Annotated in this window: 23 protein-coding genes, 1 pseudogene and 1 riboswitch; of the genes and pseudogenes, 19 read left to right on the forward strand and 5 right to left on the reverse strand. The window is 40.8% G+C overall.

From position 1 onward, the window contains the following. The first annotated feature begins 10 nt into the window (after window positions 1-10). The 17 genes from GPA07_RS04740 (at window position 11) to sufB (ending at window position 13,357) form a co-directional block, all read left to right on the forward strand. Window positions 11-1,792: an acyl-CoA dehydrogenase family protein gene (locus tag GPA07_RS04740; RefSeq protein WP_157292113.1), complete on the forward strand. Its 1,782-nt coding sequence runs from the start codon at window positions 11-13 to the stop codon at window positions 1,790-1,792. Window positions 1,793-1,903: 111 nt separating this feature from the next. Then, window positions 1,904-2,260: an arsenate reductase family protein gene (locus tag GPA07_RS04745; RefSeq protein ID WP_008356673.1), complete on the forward strand. Its 357-nt coding sequence runs from the start codon at window positions 1,904-1,906 to the stop codon at window positions 2,258-2,260. Window positions 2,261-2,326: 66 nt separating this feature from the next. Then, window positions 2,327-2,710 (forward strand): glycine cleavage system protein GcvH, encoded by a 384-nt coding sequence (gene gcvH, locus GPA07_RS04750; RefSeq protein ID WP_008356675.1) that lies wholly within the window; start codon window positions 2,327-2,329, stop codon window positions 2,708-2,710. A gap of 44 nt (window positions 2,711-2,754) precedes the next feature. Continuing rightward, window positions 2,755-2,991 (forward strand): YusG family protein, encoded by a 237-nt coding sequence (locus GPA07_RS04755; protein ID WP_008356677.1) that lies wholly within the window; start codon window positions 2,755-2,757, stop codon window positions 2,989-2,991. Between the two features lie 130 nt (window positions 2,992-3,121). After that, window positions 3,122-3,466 carry a toprim domain-containing protein gene (locus GPA07_RS04760; protein ID WP_008347035.1) on the forward strand — a complete coding sequence of 115 codons (345 nt, stop codon included), beginning with the start codon at window positions 3,122-3,124 and terminating at the stop codon, window positions 3,464-3,466. A gap of 11 nt (window positions 3,467-3,477) precedes the next feature. After that, window positions 3,478-3,780, forward strand: a complete 303-nt coding sequence (locus GPA07_RS04765; protein ID WP_008356682.1) for a thioredoxin family protein — start codon at window positions 3,478-3,480, stop codon at window positions 3,778-3,780. A gap of 120 nt (window positions 3,781-3,900) precedes the next feature. After that, window positions 3,901-4,242, forward strand: coding sequence for an SCP2 sterol-binding domain-containing protein (locus tag GPA07_RS04770; protein ID WP_008356684.1), 342 nt, complete (start codon window positions 3,901-3,903; stop codon window positions 4,240-4,242). Between the two features lie 102 nt (window positions 4,243-4,344). Beyond that, a riboswitch (SAM riboswitch) is annotated at window positions 4,345-4,453 on the forward strand. Between the two features lie 155 nt (window positions 4,454-4,608). Next, complete coding sequence (locus GPA07_RS04775; RefSeq protein ID WP_008356686.1) at window positions 4,609-5,634, forward strand: methionine ABC transporter ATP-binding protein; 1,026 nt, start codon at window positions 4,609-4,611, stop codon at window positions 5,632-5,634. Then, window positions 5,627-6,295: a methionine ABC transporter permease gene (locus GPA07_RS04780; protein ID WP_008356688.1), complete on the forward strand. Its 669-nt coding sequence runs from the start codon at window positions 5,627-5,629 to the stop codon at window positions 6,293-6,295. Before GPA07_RS04775 ends, GPA07_RS04780 begins: the two co-directional genes overlap by 8 nt. A gap of 14 nt (window positions 6,296-6,309) precedes the next feature. Continuing rightward, window positions 6,310-7,131 (forward strand): methionine ABC transporter substrate-binding lipoprotein MetQ, encoded by an 822-nt coding sequence (gene metQ, locus GPA07_RS04785; protein ID WP_008356691.1) that lies wholly within the window; start codon window positions 6,310-6,312, stop codon window positions 7,129-7,131. A 104-nt stretch (window positions 7,132-7,235) separates the two neighbouring features. Then, window positions 7,236-7,604 (forward strand): carboxymuconolactone decarboxylase family protein, encoded by a 369-nt coding sequence (locus GPA07_RS04790; protein ID WP_003212803.1) that lies wholly within the window; start codon window positions 7,236-7,238, stop codon window positions 7,602-7,604. A 216-nt stretch (window positions 7,605-7,820) separates the two neighbouring features. Further along, window positions 7,821-7,958 carry a YuzK family famiily protein gene (locus GPA07_RS18595; protein ID WP_008356693.1) on the forward strand — a complete coding sequence of 46 codons (138 nt, stop codon included), beginning with the start codon at window positions 7,821-7,823 and terminating at the stop codon, window positions 7,956-7,958. 210 nt (window positions 7,959-8,168) lie between these two features. Beyond that, the gene (gene sufC, locus GPA07_RS04795) at window positions 8,169-8,954 is read left to right on the forward strand and encodes a Fe-S cluster assembly ATPase SufC (protein WP_007500355.1); all 786 of its coding nucleotides are present in this window, start codon (window positions 8,169-8,171) and stop codon (window positions 8,952-8,954) included. Between the two features lie 18 nt (window positions 8,955-8,972). Continuing rightward, window positions 8,973-10,286 carry a Fe-S cluster assembly protein SufD gene (gene sufD / locus GPA07_RS04800; protein ID WP_008356697.1) on the forward strand — a complete coding sequence of 438 codons (1,314 nt, stop codon included), beginning with the start codon at window positions 8,973-8,975 and terminating at the stop codon, window positions 10,284-10,286. Then, a complete protein-coding gene (locus GPA07_RS04805; protein WP_008356699.1) occupies window positions 10,286-11,506 on the forward strand; it encodes a cysteine desulfurase in 1,221 nt (406 codons plus the stop codon). The genes sufD and GPA07_RS04805 overlap by 1 nt, the downstream gene beginning before the upstream one ends. After that, complete coding sequence (gene sufU / locus GPA07_RS04810; RefSeq protein ID WP_008356701.1) at window positions 11,496-11,942, forward strand: Fe-S cluster assembly sulfur transfer protein SufU; 447 nt, start codon at window positions 11,496-11,498, stop codon at window positions 11,940-11,942. Before GPA07_RS04805 ends, sufU begins: the two co-directional genes overlap by 11 nt. A 17-nt stretch (window positions 11,943-11,959) precedes the next feature. Further along, on the forward strand, window positions 11,960-13,357 hold the full coding sequence (gene sufB / locus GPA07_RS04815) for a Fe-S cluster assembly protein SufB (RefSeq protein WP_008356703.1): 1,398 nt from the start codon (window positions 11,960-11,962) through the stop codon (window positions 13,355-13,357). A gap of 78 nt (window positions 13,358-13,435) precedes the next feature. Here sufB and GPA07_RS18785 read toward each other — a convergent pair whose 3' ends face one another. From GPA07_RS18785 to GPA07_RS04825, 4 genes are all read right to left on the reverse strand, one after another. Then, entirely contained in the window at window positions 13,436-14,014 is a 579-nt protein-coding gene (locus GPA07_RS18785) for a site-specific integrase (protein ID WP_332835462.1), read from the reverse strand. Continuing rightward, complete coding sequence (locus tag GPA07_RS18790) at window positions 13,930-14,187, reverse strand: site-specific integrase (protein WP_034738519.1); 258 nt, start codon at window positions 14,185-14,187, stop codon at window positions 13,930-13,932. Before GPA07_RS18790 ends, GPA07_RS18785 begins: the two co-directional genes overlap by 85 nt. Before the next feature lie 105 nt (window positions 14,188-14,292). After that, window positions 14,293-14,589, reverse strand: coding sequence for an Arm DNA-binding domain-containing protein (locus GPA07_RS18795; protein WP_034738522.1), 297 nt, complete (start codon window positions 14,587-14,589; stop codon window positions 14,293-14,295). A 94-nt stretch (window positions 14,590-14,683) separates the two neighbouring features. Then, a complete protein-coding gene (locus tag GPA07_RS04825) occupies window positions 14,684-15,067 on the reverse strand; it encodes an ImmA/IrrE family metallo-endopeptidase (RefSeq protein WP_157292114.1) in 384 nt (127 codons plus the stop codon). 34 nt (window positions 15,068-15,101) lie between these two features. Between GPA07_RS04825 and GPA07_RS04830 the strand changes: the two are divergent. Next, window positions 15,102-15,245 (forward strand): annotated as a pseudogene (locus GPA07_RS04830) (transposase); the annotation flags it as partial. A gap of 102 nt (window positions 15,246-15,347) precedes the next feature. Here GPA07_RS04830 and GPA07_RS04835 read toward each other — a convergent pair. Continuing rightward, entirely contained in the window at window positions 15,348-15,560 is a 213-nt protein-coding gene (locus GPA07_RS04835; RefSeq protein ID WP_008362225.1) for a hypothetical protein, read from the reverse strand. Window positions 15,561-15,643: 83 nt separating this feature from the next. Here GPA07_RS04835 and GPA07_RS04840 point away from each other — a divergent pair, with 83 nt between their 5' ends. Next, window positions 15,644-16,144: a hypothetical protein gene (locus tag GPA07_RS04840; RefSeq protein WP_157292115.1), complete on the forward strand. Its 501-nt coding sequence runs from the start codon at window positions 15,644-15,646 to the stop codon at window positions 16,142-16,144. Window positions 16,145-16,163: the final 19 nt, after the last annotated feature.

Raw genomic sequence — 16,163 nt, forward strand, 5'->3', positions numbered from 1 at the left:
GGAAAACAGAATGAAAGCAATAGAAGAGGTAAAAAAGGGTGGCAGTTTCTTAATTGATGAGACGAATTATGAGCATATCTTTACACCAGAGGATTTCTCTGATGAGCATCAAATGATTGGGAAAACAACAGAGGATTACATTTTACAAGATGTGGTCCCGCACATCGATCAAATTGAAAATCATGAGTTCGAGCATTCTGTTCGCCTCTTAAAAAAGGCTGGAGAGCTTGGATTGCTTGGAGCAGACGTTCCTGAAGAATTCGGAGGTCTTGGTTTAGATAAAATCAGCTCAGCTATCATTACTGAAAAATTCGCCAGAGCAGGCAGCTTCTCTCTTTCCTACGGCGCCCATGTCGGGATCGGTTCTCTGCCGATCGTGCTGTTCGGAAATCAAGCGCAAAAGGAAAAGTATCTGCCAGGACTCGCCTCTGGAGAAACAATTGCGGCGTATGCCTTGACAGAGCCGGGATCAGGGTCTGACGCTTTAGGCGCGAAAACAACGGCAGTCCTGAATGAAGCTGGAACACATTATGTCCTCAATGGAGAAAAACAATGGATCACAAACTCCGCATTTGCCGATGTCTTTGTTGTGTATGCGAAGATTGATGGGGAACACTTCTCTGCTTTCATCGTAGAAAAGAATTTTCCAGGTGTCAAAACAGGACCTGAAGAGAAAAAGATGGGCATTAAAGGATCATCGACAAGAACGTTAATTTTAGAAGATGCCGAAGTGCCAAAGGAGAATTTGCTTGGTGAAGCAGGCAGAGGTCATGTCATTGCCTTTAACATTTTGAACATTGGACGCTATAAGCTAGCTGTTGGCACAATTGGTGCGTCAAAACGGGTCATTCAATTATCAGCAGAATATGCCAATCAGCGAAAGCAGTTTAAAACACCGATTTCTCAATTTAGCTTAATCGGCGAAAAAGCAGCCAACATGTCGGCAAAGCTTTATGCCATGGAAAGTGCTGTATACCGCACAGTCGGCTTATTTGAACAGCGAATGGGTCTATTAAGTGACGAGGAGCAAAAGGACGGGAAACAAATTGCGCAATCCATTGCAGAATATGCAATTGAATGCTCTCTTTGTAAAGTGCTTGGCTCTGAAACTTTAGATTACATTGTGGATGAAGGGGTGCAAATTCACGGCGGATATGGTTTCATGCAAGAATACGAAGTCGAAAGAGCCTATCGTGACTCAAGAATTAACCGTATTTTTGAAGGAACGAACGAAATTAACCGTTTGCTTGTGCCGGGTACGTTCTTGAAGAAAGCCATGAAAGGGGAGCTTCCACTTCTTCAAAAAGCCCAAATCCTGCAAGAAGAGCTCATGATGATGATGCCGGAGGAGCCGGGTGATCAGCCGCTCGATCAAGAAAAATATTTACTCGCCCATGCGAAAAAAATTGCCTTGATGGTGGCAGGCATGGCCGCAATGAAATATGGTAAAGCACTAGAAAAAGAGCAGGAAATCCTTGTGAACATAGCAGACATTGTCAATGAACTGTTTGCTGCTGAGTCCGCGGTCTTGCGGACAGAAAAGGCTATCGCTGCAACAGGCGCAGAAAAGAATGCACAAAAGCTTGCCTATACACAAATTTTCACGCAGGAAGCCTTTTTAAAGATTGAAGCTCATGCGAAAGAATCGTTGATTGCAATGGAAGAAGGAGATTCACTTCGTATGAATCTGTCAGCCCTTCGCAAACTGACAAGATTCACGCCGATCAATGTCATTGCGAAAAAGCGTGAGGTGGCGAAACGAATCTTTGAAGCAGAGAAATATATCGTTTAAAAACGGTTCGAAAGGTGCGGAGTAGGCTTCGCACCTTTTTGTAAGCATACATTTAGGTTTTTAACATGTTTTGTGATAAAATGTTGTCACTATTTGCAGGAGGTGAAAATGGTGGCTTTAGATTTTTATGAATACCCATCTTGCGGTACATGCAGAAAAGCAAAGAAATGGCTGGAAGAACACAATAAAGACATCAACAGCATACATATCGTCGAAGAGACGCCTGATAAAGAAACATTAAAAGCCCTTTACGAAAAAAGCGGTTTAGAGCTGAAGAAATTCTTTAATACAAGCGGACAGAAATACCGAGAGCTGCAGCTGAAAGATAAACTTCCTGCAATGTCAGAGGACGAGCAGTTAGAATTACTTGCATCCAACGGAATGCTGATCAAGCGTCCAATTACAACAGATGGCAAACGAGTGACAGTTGGATTTAATGAAGATACATTTAAAAGCGTCTGGAAATGATGTAACTTTCATTCAGATTGTGGTATCTTCAATATAGACGGAAAGAAAAGACTGGAGGGGTATTGAATGAGCACACCAAAGGATTTACGTTATTCAGAAGAACATGAATGGGTGAAAGTAGAAGGAGATAAGGTGCGTATCGGTATTACGCATTTTGCTCAATCTGAGCTAGGCGATATCGTGTTCGTTGAGCTTCCTGAAGTAGGAGACAAAATCACAGCGGACGAGCCTTTCGGAAGCGTAGAATCAGTCAAAACAGTTTCTGAACTATATGCACCGATCAACGGCACAATCGTTGAAGTGAACGATGAGCTTGATGACAGCCCAGAGTTCGTAAATGACTCTCCATACGAAAAAGCTTGGATGATCGTTGTAGAACCAGCGGATGCATCTGAAATCGAGAACTTAATGACAGCTGAGCAATATGAAGAAATGATCAAAGAAGACTAATTCATGCGAAATTGGACACTCTACCTTTATGGGGGGTGTCCAATTTGTCTTTTCAAAAAGAACAGGTGGATATTACAGAACATGTCACTGGACGATTTAAAGAAAGCGGCATGGTGCTTTTTCATCAAAATGAAGAGATTGGCACGATGATTAGTGAAAATCAATATGAATTAAAATCGGGTTACTCCTATGATCAAAATCGTTTTTATCGTTTGTCAGATACATTGACACATGGAACTGAAAAATATGTAGACTGTGACGATGAAAATGGCTGGTGCTAATCACAAAAAGGCTGCAGTGAGTGAGTGCTGCAGTCTTTTTGTTGCCCAAGTACCCAATCTTTACAACCTGAATGAAAGATTGTAATCTAAGGAAGAAGTGAATCAACGTCAAAAGGGCCGGGTGATCGTGATGAATGTCGAGATAGAAAAGGTCATCATTGTAGAAGGTAAATCAGATAAACAGAAGCTAAAAGAAGTCATAAGTGAACCTGTTACCATCATTTGCACCAATGGCACGATCAGTACATCGAAGCTGGATCAGCTTGTGGACGATTTATTCGGGAAAGACGTTTACATATTAGCAGACAGTGACGATGCTGGCGACAAACTGCGGAAGCAATTTCGAAAAGAATTTCCTGAAGCCCTTCATCTGTTTGTCGACAGAACGTACCGCGAAGTGGCCGCTTCACCGTCAGCCCACATTGCATCTATTCTATTAGCTGCAAACATTGATGTTCATTCGAAATATTTATGAGGGTGACGTATATGAAAGAGATTGAAGAGCATGAATTCAAGGAGATAGAGGACGATTTATTTCTTTTATACTTATATACACCGTTTTGCGGAACATGCCAGCTGGCAAAGAAGATGCTGGCAGTGGTCGAGGCCATGCAGCCGGATGTTCCCTTTTACGAGAACAATTTAAACTATTCACCAGGTTTTGCGAAAGCATTTGAGATCGAGAGTGTTCCGTGCTTTCTCCTGTTTAAAAAGGGTGAGATCGTACAAAAAGGCTATGCCTTTCACTCAGTTCCATATCTTCACGAAGTGATTGAAACCGCTAAATAAAGCGTTTTTTTGTCATATTTCAAGCAATTCATTTGAAAATTTGTCGAGTTATTTATAAAGGACAAGCTGAGGTTTGTAGAGAAATGTTATGTATAACCAAATGACAGGGAGGTTATACATGTGGAAAATGTGAAAGCCCATGGAAACGTAGGGCAGCGATTGCTTTTAAAGCCGCTGCTTTCATCATCATCCTTGAAGATTACATTTGAGGCGGAAACTGATTCTTGTACTTTGATTGTGGATGAGCGTGGTGAAGTGAAGAAACTGCCTGCAATTGAGTTATCAGATCTCATCTTTTATGGTGAGAGGAAAGAAATTCTTCAATTATTAGATGGAGACATGTCCTTGCAGCAGCTTATCAGCAGGGGACAAGTGAAGGTGAAAGGCTCGTTTCGTGCGCTTCTGAGATTAGAAGCAGTCCTTTGGCTGACGAACGGTTTTTTTCGAAAAATGATAACTTAGTCGTTTACTTGGAAATTAGTGATTTACAGCGTTGACATATCTCAAATAGCATGATATTCTACGTTAGTAAAAACATGAACATCACATAAAACAACATATTTTCTCTTATTAAGAGAGGTGGAGGGACGTGCCCTATGAAACCCGGCAACCGTCAGCATAGCTGAAATTGGTGCCAATTCACTCAAAGCCGCAACGCTTTGAAAGATGAGAGAAAGGCGTATTTGAAATAAAAGGCCTTTCTGCTTGCGTTGCAGTTAGGTCTTTTTTACTGACCTGGCGTCTGGCTAGAGTCACGACAGCACGAAGAATAAATGAACGTATGTGATGGCAACCTATAGATTCAGCAAGAAAGCAGGTGAACAGACTGTGATCCATTTACAGAATGTATCAAAAACGTATCATTCAAAAAGCGGAAATGTTGATGCTGTAAAAGACGTCAACTTGGATATCGATAAAGGTGAAATATTCGGAATTATCGGGTATAGCGGCGCAGGGAAAAGTTCTCTTATTCGCCTATTAAACGGTCTGGAGCAGCCAACGGAAGGAATCGTTGAAGTGGCAGGCAACCGGATTAATGAAGTATCGAATGCGAAACTTCGGAAAGCAAGACAAGAAATCAGCATGATTTTCCAGCACTTTAACTTGCTCTGGTCAAGAACAGTGAGACAAAATATTATGTTCCCACTCGAGATCGCAGGTGTACCTGCATCAAAACGGAGAGCTCGTGCAGACGAACTCATTAAATTGGTCGGTTTAGAAGGAAAAGAACATGCATATCCGTCTCAGCTAAGCGGCGGGCAAAAGCAGCGTGTAGGGATTGCGAGAGCATTAGCGAACGATCCAAAAGTTTTACTATGTGATGAAGCCACTTCTGCGCTTGATCCGCAAACAACGGATTCCATCCTTGAGCTTTTAGCCGATATTAATAAACGACTGGGACTCACCATTGTGCTAATCACACACGAAATGCACGTCATTCGCAAAATTTGTCACCGTGTGGCGGTGATGGAGAATGGCCGTATTGTCGAAGAAGGCGAAGTATTACGTGTCTTCAGACAGCCGAAAGAAGAAATGACGAAGCGATTTGTGAAACAGCTTGCTGAACCAGAAGAAGCGAAAGAAACGATTGAGCACGTCCTAGAGCGAGTAAAAGAAGGTCAGGTCGTCCGGTTGTCCTTTATCGGAGATTCTGCCGAACAGCCGCTGATCACGGAAATCATTCGATCCTTCAAGGTCGATGTGAACATCCTGCAAGGAAAGATTTCTCAAACGCAGGAAGGCGCGTTTGGAACACTCTTTATCCATATTCATGGAGACGAGAACGAAGTTGAAAAAGCCATCGCCTATATCCAAAGCAAACAGGTTGAAATCGAGGTGATGACACATGTTTGAGAAATGGTTTCCGAACGTTGACCTAAATGTCATCTGGAGTGCAACAGGTGAAACGGTATATATGACATTCATTGCACTAGCGTTTGCTTTTGTGATCGGGATCATCCTTGGACTATTGCTTTTTCTCACAAGTAAAGGCGGTCTTTGGGAAAATAAACCGATCAATGCTGTCATCGGCGCAGTCGTCAACATTTTCAGATCGATTCCTTTTATCATTTTAATCATTCTATTATTAGGGTTTACCAAACTTATTATGGGCACGATTTTAGGCCCAAATGCAGCGTTACCAGCCCTTGTCATTGGATCAGCTCCTTTCTACGCACGTCTTGTTGAAATTGCACTGCGTGAAGTAGACAAAGGAGTCATTGAAGCAGCACGATCTATGGGAGCGAAAACGTCTACCATTATTTTCAAAGTGTTGCTGCCAGAATCACTGCCAGCCCTTATTTCAGGCATTACCGTAACAGCGATTGCTCTGATTGGCTCTACTGCGATTGCAGGTGCAATTGGAGCAGGCGGACTTGGTGACCTTGCCTATGTAGAAGGATACCAATCTGGTAATACAGATGTCACACTTGTAGCCACTGTGTTTATTCTGATCATCGTCTTTATTATTCAAATAATCGGTGATTTGATTACAAATAAAATTGATAAACGTTAAGGGAGGATTTATTCATGAAGAAATTGATTTTAAGTGCACTATTTCTAGCATTTGCAGGTATTTTAGCTGCATGCGGTTCATCTAATAACGCAAGCGAAAGCAAAACCATTACGGTTGCGGCTTCAAAAACACCACATGCCGAGATTCTTGAAGAAGCAAAACCACTTCTAAAAGAAAAAGGCTATGATCTAAAAGTAAAAGTGCTTAGCGATTATAAAATGTACAACAAAGCGTTAGCTGAAAAAGAAGTGGATGCGAACTTTTTCCAGCATATTCCTTACTTAAACGAAGAAAATAAATCAAACAAAGATTACAACCTAGTAAGTGCTGGTGCAGTTCACCTTGAGCCTTTCGGTATTTACTCTAAGAAATACAAATCAGTAAAAGATATTCCAAACGGCGGCACGATCATCATGACAAACAACGTAGCTGAGCAAGGACGTATGCTTGCCCTATTGCAAAATGCTGGTGTGATCAAGCTTGATCCAAAAGTTGATACAATCAACGCAACAATCAAAAACATCAAAGAAAACCCGAAGAACCTGAAATTCAAAAAAATCGCTCCTGAACTAACAGCGAAAGCTTATGAAAACAGTGAAGGCGATGCAGTGTTTATTAACGTAAACTATGCGATCCAAAATAAATTGAATCCGAAAAAAGATGCTATTGAACTTGAGCAAACAAAGAACAATCCATATGCAAACATCGTGGCTGTTCGCAAAGGTGACGAAAAATCTGAAAAGATCAAGGCATTAATGGAAGTTCTTCACTCTGATAAAATCAAAGAATTTATCGACAAAAAATATGACGGTGCAGTATTGCCTGTATCTGAATAACGACGTGTGAACCTCGCTTTCATGAAAGCGAGGTTTTTTTGTGTATTTTTTCAAATCTCGCTCATAATAAAAACGAACAAATGACCTGAAGGGATGGAATGAAGATGAATGAACAGCATATGAGCGGCTCGATGCAGCAATCACTGACGGATTATAAAACGGCAATGGGTGAATTTCAGAAGAAAATGCCGGTGTTTGGCAAGAAATTCAATGAATTTACGGAGCAGTGCTTCCAGAGTGATTCATTAACGCAAAAAGAAAAACAAATGATTGCCCTTGGCATCAGCATTCATGCACAGGATGAATATTGCATGATTTATCATACAAAGGGAGCGCTCGACCAAGGCGCAACAGAAGAGAATTTGCTGGAGGTTGTCAGCGTGGCGGCAGCGTTCGGCGGAGGTGCCGCACTGAGTCAAGGCATCACAGTTGTTCAGCAATGTATTGATGAATTTGGAGGACAGACGCATTAAAGGAAGAAAAACATGGTATTTTTCCATATAGGGGAGTTGAGTGCTTCTCAGCCGAGTGTGTGAGAAAATATGCCAGTATACCGCGTCATATCCTTTTTGAGTGAAGCAGCATGCATTTGATACAATGAAGCTACACTCGAAAGAAGGGAATGGTTTATTATTTGTTCGGACCAGAGTACACTGGGATTGGATTATACCGCCGAGATGGAAAAGGCCATGCATCAATCTCATGGCATGAGTTATGCAGAGTACGAAAGAGACCATGACTTACGAATGAAAGTAGAACTTAAACGAGAGCAGTCCTATCGAGATGAGAAAAGGCAGCTCGCAAAAATGAATATACGAGGCTATTGATAGCTAAAGGACGGGGAGAAGAGTTTCCCGTCCTTTCTTTATGAAAACAGTCTTTTCGACATAATTCCTTTTATCCACCTGCATTTTTTGTTAGAATTTTGAGAGCATCCTCTCACGCTTGTCGTGAATGTGTTGTATTCACTTTTAATTTGTTATAAAATTAGAATGAGAATAAATTGAGAATAATGATTATTTTGGAGGTATCGATATATGACTGCTTCGACATTAACAATTAAGGACTTGCACGTTGAGATTGAAGGGAAAGAAATCTTAAAGGGTGTAAACCTAGAGATAAAAGGTGGAGAATTCCACGCAGTAATGGGACCAAACGGTACAGGTAAATCGACTTTATCTGCTGCAATTATGGGTCATCCTAAGTATGAAGTAACAAAAGGTAGCATTTTGCTTGATGGCGAAGATGTACTTGAAATGGAAGTAGATGAGCGCGCTCAAGCGGGTCTTTTCCTTGCCATGCAATATCCATCTGAAATTAGTGGTGTGACAAATGCAGACTTCCTTCGTTCGGCTATTAACGCACGCAGAGAAGAAGGCGATGAAATCTCTCTCATGAAATTCATCCGTAAAATGGACGAAAACATGGAGTTCCTTGAAATGGACCCAGATATGGCACAGCGCTACCTAAACGAAGGTTTCTCAGGCGGGGAGAAAAAACGCAACGAAATTCTTCAATTAATGATGATTGAACCAAAGATCGCCATCCTTGACGAAATCGATTCTGGTCTTGATATCGATGCTCTGAAAGTTGTTTCTAAAGGAATTAATAAAATGCGCGGCGAAAGCTTCGGCTGCTTAATGATCACTCACTATCAGCGTCTATTGAACTACATCACACCAGATCACGTTCATGTCATGATGCAAGGACGTATCGTGAAATCTGGCGGACCAGAACTCGCGCAGCGTCTAGAAGCAGAAGGCTATGACTGGATTAAAAAAGAGTTAGGAATTGAAGACGAAACTGTTGGTCAAGAAGCGTAAGCGTTAGGAGGATTATTGATGACATTAGAAACGAAATTATCAGTAGATCAAGATTATGTCAAAAGCTTCTCCGAGAAGCATCAGGAACCGGCATGGATGAGCTCCCTTCGCTTACAGGCACTTGAAAAAGCAGAAGACCTCCCAATGCCAAAGCCTGACAAAACGAATATTTCAAAATGGAATTTAACCAATTTCAAACAGCATACAGTCGAAAGTGCGCCATATGGATCACTAGAAGAGCTTCCAGAAGAAGTGAAATCGTTAATTGATCTAGAAGACACGGATAAGACAGTTTACATTCAGCGCGACCAAACGCCAGCATACTTGTCTCTTTCTACTGAAGCAAAAGACAAAGGCGTGATCTTCACGGATATCCATACAGCGATTCGCGAGCATGGAGAGCTAGTGAAGAAATACTTCATGACAGATGCAGTGAAAGTGGATGAGCATAAACTAACAGCTTTACATGCTGCTTTAGTGAATGGTGGAGCTTTCCTCTATGTACCGAAAAACGTAGAGCTTGAAGCACCAATTCAAGCCGTTTATCTTCATGAACATGACGAAACAACTTTGTTCAACCATGTTATCGTTGTAGCAGACGATCATAGTGCTGTGACGTACGTAGAAAACTACATCAGTACAGCTAAGCCAGAAGAAGCGATCTTCAATATCGTCTCTGAAGTGTTCACAGGAGCAAATGCTCGCATCACATACGGTGCAGTGGATAATCTTGCAGAAGGTGTGACAGTCTATGTGAATAGACGCGGTATGGCAAACGGCCGTGATAGTAAAATCGAATGGGCGCTTGGCCTTATGAATGATGGAGACGTTGTGTCTGAAAACATCACAAAGCTCATGGGCGACGGCACATTTGGTGATACGAAATCGGTTGTGGTCGGCAGAGGAAACCAAACAGAAAACTTTACAACAAGCATCATTCACTTCGGTAAAAACTCTGAAGGGTATATCTTGAAGCATGGTGTGATGAAGGATCAAGCATCCTCTATCTTTAACGGAATTGGTAAAATCGAGCATGGCGCTACGAAGTCAAATGCAGAGCAAGAATCACGTGTTCTCATGTTGAGTGAGAAAGCACGCGGTGACGCAAACCCAATTCTTTTAATTGATGAGGATGATGTCACAGCAGGGCACGCTGCTTCTGTTGGACGTGTCGATCCAATTCAACTCTATTACCTCATGAGCCGCGGAATTTCCAAAGAAGAGGCAGAAAGACTTGTCATTTATGGCTTCTTAAATCCAGTTGTTAAAGAACTGCCGATTGAAGGAGTTAAAAAGCAGCTCGTTTCTGTGATTGAAAGGAAAGTAAAATAATGAATATCAAAGACGTTCGTGAGCAGTTTCCAATCCTTCATCAGCAAGTGAACGGACATGATTTGGTGTATTTGGACAGTGCAGCGACATCTCAAAAACCACGAGTTGTCATTGATGCAATGAATGAGTATTACCGGTCTTACAACTCGAACGTCCACCGGGGTGTTCATACCCTTGGCACAAGAGCAACGGACGCATACGAGGGTGCAAGAGAGAAAGTTCGAGCATTCATTGGCGCTTCTTCTGTCCAGGAGATTATTTTTACTAGAGGTACAACAACCGCACTGAATACAGTGGCGATCAGCTATGCAAGAGCAAACCTTAAAGAAGGCGATGAGATTGTCATTACGCACATGGAGCATCATGCGAATATCATCCCTTGGCAGCAGGCAGCGAAAGCAACTGGAGCCACGCTGAAATATATTCCGTTACAGGAAGACGGCACGCTATCGCTTGAAGATGTGAAGCAAACGATCACACATCAAACGAAAATCGTCGCTGTCACACATGTTTCAAACGTACTAGGAACCATCAACCCGATTAAAGACATCGCAAAGATTGCCCACGATCACGGTGCAATTATCGTCGTCGATGGTGCGCAAAGCACCCCGCACATGAAAATTGATGTTCAGGATCTAGATTGTGACTTTTTCGCCTTCTCTGGGCATAAAATGTGTGGACCGACTGGCATCGGTGTTCTTTACGGGAAGAAGGACCTTTTGAATAATATGGAGCCTGCTGAGTTTGGCGGTGAAATGATCGACTTTGTGGATCTGTATGATTCTACATGGAAAGAGCTGCCGTGGAAATTTGAAGCGGGAACACCGATTATTGCAGGAGCAGTTGGACTAGGAAAGGCGATTGATTTCTTAAATGACATCGGAATGGACGAAGTCAGCCGCTACGAGCATCAGCTTGCAACTTACGCGCTTGAGCGCTTTAAGGAGCTTGAAGGTGCAACGGTTTATGGACCGCAGCACCGAGCTGGACTTGTGACGTTTAACTTAGACGACGTCCATCCACATGATGCGTCAACTGTTCTGGATACGGAAGGTGTCGCCATTCGTGCTGGACATCACTGTGCACAGCCGCTTATGAAATGGCTAGGTGTATCAGCGACTGCAAGAGCAAGCTTCTATCTGTACAATACAGAAGAGGAGATTGACGGGCTCATTGCAGCGCTCCGTAAGACAAAGGAGTATTTTACGAATGTCTTTTAATGTAAACTTAGACACACTGTACAGACAAGTGATTATGGATCATTATAAAAATCCGAGAAACAAAGGTGTGTTAAACGACAGCATTGTCGTCGATATGAACAACCCAACGTGTGGTGACCGCATTCGTCTTACGATGAAAATCGAAGACAAAAAAGTCACTGATGCGAAATTTGAAGGAGAAGGATGCTCTATTTCAATGGCATCTGCCTCGATGATGACGCAGGCGATTAAAGGGAAAGATATTGAAACAGCTTTGAAAATGTCTCGGATTTTCTCCGATATGATGCAAGGAAAAGAATACGACGATTCCATTGATCTTGGTGACATTGAGGCGCTGCAGGGAGTCGCAAAATTCCCAGCACGTATCAAATGTGCAACATTATCCTGGAAGGCGCTTGAAAAAGGCGCATCTGCCGAAGATAACGGCAAATCATAAGATTGGAGTGAAAATGGATGGCTAAAAAAATGCCAGATGTTGGTGAATATAAATACGGCTTTTCTGATAAAGACGTTTCCATTTTCCGTTCAGAGCGCGGACTGACAAAAGAGATCGTTGAAGAAATTTCTCGTATGAAAGAAGAGCCTCAGTGGATGCTCGACTTCCGTTTGAAATCTCTTGAGCACTTTTACAACATGCCGATGCCACAATGGGGCGGAGATTTAAATGCATTAAACTTTGATGAAATTACGTACTACGTAAAGCCATCAGAACGCTCTGAGCGTTCTTGGGATGAAGTACCAGAAGAAATCAAACAAACCTTTGATAAGCTTGGGATCCCAGAAGCAGAGCAAAAATATTTAGCGGGTGTATCGGCTCAGTATGAATCTGAAGTGGTTTACCACAACATGAAGCAAGACCTTGAAGATCAAGGAATTGTCTTTAAAGATACAGACAGCGCATTAAAAGAGAACGAAGACATCTTCCGCGAGCACTGGGCAAAAGTCATTCCTCCGACTGACAACAAATTTGCTGCGCTCAACTCGGCTGTATGGTCCGGTGGTTCATTTATCTACGTACCAAAAGGCGTAAAAGTAGATACACCACTTCAAGCATACTTCCGTATCAACTCTGAAAACATGGGTCAGTTTGAGCGTACACTCATCATCGTTGATGAAGGCGCACATGTGCATTACGTAGAAGGCTGTACAGCTCCAGTTTACACAACGAACTCACTTCATAGTGCGGTTGTTGAAATCATCGTCAAAAAAGGCGGTTACTGCCGTTATACAACGATTCAAAACTGGGCAAACAACGTCTTCAACCTTGTCACAAAACGTACGGTATGTGAAGAGAATGCGACAATGGAATGGATTGATGGAAACATCGGTTCTAAGCTGACAATGAAATACCCAGCGGTCATCCTAAAAGGTGAAGGCGCACGTGGTATGACATTAAGTATTGCCCTAGCAGGTAAAGGTCAGCACCAAGATGCAGGTGCAAAAATGATTCACCTTGCACCAAACACATCTTCAACGATCGTATCGAAATCGATTTCCAAACAAGGCGGTAAAGTCACATACCGTGGAATCGTACACTTCGGACGCAAAGCAGAGGGCGCACGCTCAAACATCGAGTGTGACACACTCATCATGGATAACAAATCAACATCTGATACGATCCCTTACAATGAAATCTTAAACGACAACATTTCATTAGAGCACGAAGCGAAAGTATCAAAAGTATCAGAAGAACAGCTATTCTACTTGATGAGCCGCGGAATTTCTGAAGAAGAAGCAACAGAAATGATCGTCATGGGCTTCATCGAACCATTCACAAAAGAACTGCCAATGGAGTATGCCGTTGAAATGAACCGTTTGATTAAGTTTGAAATGGAAGGTAGTATAGGTTAACCGTTGATATACCGGGGATTGAAGGTGTTTAGGCATTACATTTTCATCAAGCACCCACAAAACACCCACAAAATTTAATTATTGAACATACCGCAGATACATTTCCATTGCTTGGTCCTCAATTTTTTTGGTGACATGGAGATACTTATCTGCGGTTGTTTTTATACTAGAATGCCCTAACCGTTCTGATACATATTTAATATTCACGCCAGCTTCTAAAAGGTGTACAGCATGGCTATGTCTTAAAGCATGAGGAGACAGAACGGGAAGATTTGCCCTTTTACAGGCCTCTTTAAAATACTCTCTCACAACATTTGTTTTTAACCATTTGCCCTCATGTTGAAAGAACACAATGTTATTTTCCGGCTGAACATAATTGGTGTACATCAAAACGATTTCGTGTCTGTTAACTCGGTGTTTTTTCAATAACGATACTGTGTGATCATCAAGTTTTATTGTTCTGTAACTAGATTGTGTTTTAGGTGTTGAAATGTAAGGTTGAGTATTCAAGGGATATATAAGAGTTTTATCAACTGTTAACTCTCCATCTTTTAAATTTATATCATCCCATGTTAATGCGAGAGAGCCTCTCCAATCCGTAAACCTGTTCTTGCAATTAAAGTGAAAAGGACGTAATACTGAATTGAATGTGAATATTTTGCATTCTTAACAGGTGTTTTTACTTGATTTAAAAATCTTTCAGTTTGTGAAAGAGTGAAGAATTTTAATGCTTTTTTCTCCTCCTTCTTTTTAGGTATTTTTATATTGATTAACGGGTTTTCTCGAAGGATTCTAAAATCATGTACAGCTTCATTTAAAGCTGAATTCATTATACTGTGGATTCTTCTTATAGTTCTTTCGCTATATTTTTCAATCAATTCATTTAGCCATTTTTGATATTCATTTCGTTCAATATCTCTTAAACGATAATGTTCTCATCTAGGTAGAATATTGATTCTGATAGTTCTTTCTTGTAAAGAGTAGGTAGTTTTTTTTACGGATGGTTTTTTATATACTTCTAACCAAACGGGAAAGTACCCCCCGACTGTTTCGTTTGTTGAATCAAAACCAACATATGCAAGATTGTTTGCCGTTTTTTTCGCAGCGATCCTAGCTTCTTTTTTTGTTTTAAATCCCCTTTTTGATTTCTCTTTATACTTTTCCGTTCTTTTATCTTTATATCTAATTCTATATTCCCACGTACCGTTTTCGTGTTGTCTGAAACTAGCCAAGATAGTTCACTCCCTACTTTTATTTTCAGATCCTTTCAAGAACGTTTGTTCGGTCTTTACTTAAAAAAATACTGCGGTAATTTTGTACAAGTTCTTACGGAATGCCATATTCTTTGAATTCACAATAAGTAATACCCTTTTGAACGGAAGAAAACAGTAAATGCATGGCGGAAAAGTTTGCTTCCAGTTCAATTTTTTCAGTTGAAAAGAAAGTGTTTCTTTTTAAAAAAGGAGTATTAGATTCACTATGAAGTAAAGCATGCCCTAGTTCGTGGGCGCAAACAAAGTAATCACATTTTTCACTTACTTTTCCATTGATATGAATAAATTTTGTGCGAAAATGTTTGCTGTAATATCCCAGGGTATTCCCTAAATCTTCATGAATTGTAATGATGTTAAGTTTGTTTGCAATGAAAAAAGGATCAGATGACTTAAATTTACTTTTTAATTTTGAAACAGTTTTAGTAATATCGCCCATGATGTAAAATATCATCCCTTATCTATATTTTTAGCGAAGCTTTGCAGATTCAAAACAACTGCATGGGCTTCGCTACTGCCGGTTAAGGGGAAAACAAAATGTGAGTGAGCAAGTGCTTCTCACAGCTGCCTGTCAGAACATGAAGAAGATTGCCACACACCTAGCGAAGCTAGGCTAGGTGTGTGGGAGGCCTTTTTCATTCAATCTCATCCATCATCATTACGATGAAAACAAAAAAGATTGTAGAAAAACATGAGTTTCTCTACAATCTGGGCAGGCGTTATGCCTGCTCATTTTTTAAGTCATTTTCAAGAAATTCTATATCTTTTTTGTATCTCTCAATTGTTTCTTCAATAGCTGCTTTAATTACACCAGGATACCCTTTTTCTTCTTCTTGTGATTGTTCCTTTTTCAATTCTTTTATATCTTCATGCAGCAACTTTATTGCATGTTGCTTCTGTTCCTTATCCATATAATTATAGATTTTTCTCATGACAATCATCCTTTTCATTGAATTTAATATACAAATATTTATAAATTTAGTATATAATACCATTCTAGAAGGGTGATGGTAAAATGAATAAATTTGTATCTAAATTACTTATTGTTTCGTTAACAACTTTACTATTAGTATCAACATTGTTACCGACTGTATCAAGAGCCGCAACTCCTATTAATGATAATGAGACTATGGCATCACAACAGATTCAAGTGAAAATACAGTCGTTAAAGAGTCTAGCAGATGAAACAGAAATAGAAGATCCTGTCATCCAAACTCAAGGCTTTAGAGGATACCTAGTAAAGTTAGCTGCTGAAATAGTAGCAGAAGGTGTAAGGTATGGCGGTAAAGCAGCAGGTCTTGTTTTAAAAAAGGCTGACAAACAAGCTGCTAAAGCATTTAAAGAGAATTCTAATTTCATAGCTAAAAAAATTGAAGAATTCGCAAATATACCTGATGTTACTGCAAACATCATAAAGAAAAAGCTGTATGCTGCTTTAAAACCGAAAATTGGTGGAGGATCAGCGCAAGTGATTGCTGATGGTGTCTACTATGCAATAAACTTTTTCTTGTTCTAAATGAAAAGCCCTTCCGGTT

This window comes from Bacillus sp. ms-22 (assembly GCF_009759805.1).
GTDB lineage: Bacteria > Bacillota > Bacilli > Bacillales > Bacillaceae > Bacillus > Bacillus xiamenensis.

Coding starts and splice junctions, on each gene's coding strand:
- GPA07_RS04740 (WP_157292113.1), top strand. CDS start 11: ATGAAAGCAATAGAAGAGGTAAAAAAGGGTGGCAGTTTCTTAATTGAT.
- gcvH (WP_008356675.1), top strand. CDS start 2,327: ATGAGCACACCAAAGGATTTACGTTATTCAGAAGAACATGAATGGGTG.
- GPA07_RS04760 (WP_008347035.1), top strand. CDS start 3,122: ATGAATGTCGAGATAGAAAAGGTCATCATTGTAGAAGGTAAATCAGAT.
- GPA07_RS04765 (WP_008356682.1), top strand. CDS start 3,478: ATGAAAGAGATTGAAGAGCATGAATTCAAGGAGATAGAGGACGATTTA.
- GPA07_RS04780 (WP_008356688.1), top strand. CDS start 5,627: ATGTTTGAGAAATGGTTTCCGAACGTTGACCTAAATGTCATCTGGAGT.
- metQ (WP_008356691.1), top strand. CDS start 6,310: ATGAAGAAATTGATTTTAAGTGCACTATTTCTAGCATTTGCAGGTATT.
- GPA07_RS04790 (WP_003212803.1), top strand. CDS start 7,236: ATGAATGAACAGCATATGAGCGGCTCGATGCAGCAATCACTGACGGAT.
- GPA07_RS18595 (WP_008356693.1), top strand. CDS start 7,821: ATGCATCAATCTCATGGCATGAGTTATGCAGAGTACGAAAGAGACCAT.
- sufC (WP_007500355.1), top strand. CDS start 8,169: ATGACTGCTTCGACATTAACAATTAAGGACTTGCACGTTGAGATTGAA.
- sufD (WP_008356697.1), top strand. CDS start 8,973: ATGACATTAGAAACGAAATTATCAGTAGATCAAGATTATGTCAAAAGC.
- GPA07_RS04805 (WP_008356699.1), top strand. CDS start 10,286: ATGAATATCAAAGACGTTCGTGAGCAGTTTCCAATCCTTCATCAGCAA.
- sufU (WP_008356701.1), top strand. CDS start 11,496: ATGTCTTTTAATGTAAACTTAGACACACTGTACAGACAAGTGATTATG.
- sufB (WP_008356703.1), top strand. CDS start 11,960: ATGGCTAAAAAAATGCCAGATGTTGGTGAATATAAATACGGCTTTTCT.
- GPA07_RS18790 (WP_034738519.1), bottom strand. CDS start 14,187: ATGAATTCAGCTTTAAATGAAGCTGTACATGATTTTAGAATCCTTCGA.
- GPA07_RS04825 (WP_157292114.1), bottom strand. CDS start 15,067: ATGGGCGATATTACTAAAACTGTTTCAAAATTAAAAAGTAAATTTAAG.
- GPA07_RS04835 (WP_008362225.1), bottom strand. CDS start 15,560: ATGAGAAAAATCTATAATTATATGGATAAGGAACAGAAGCAACATGCA.
- GPA07_RS04840 (WP_157292115.1), top strand. CDS start 15,644: ATGAATAAATTTGTATCTAAATTACTTATTGTTTCGTTAACAACTTTA.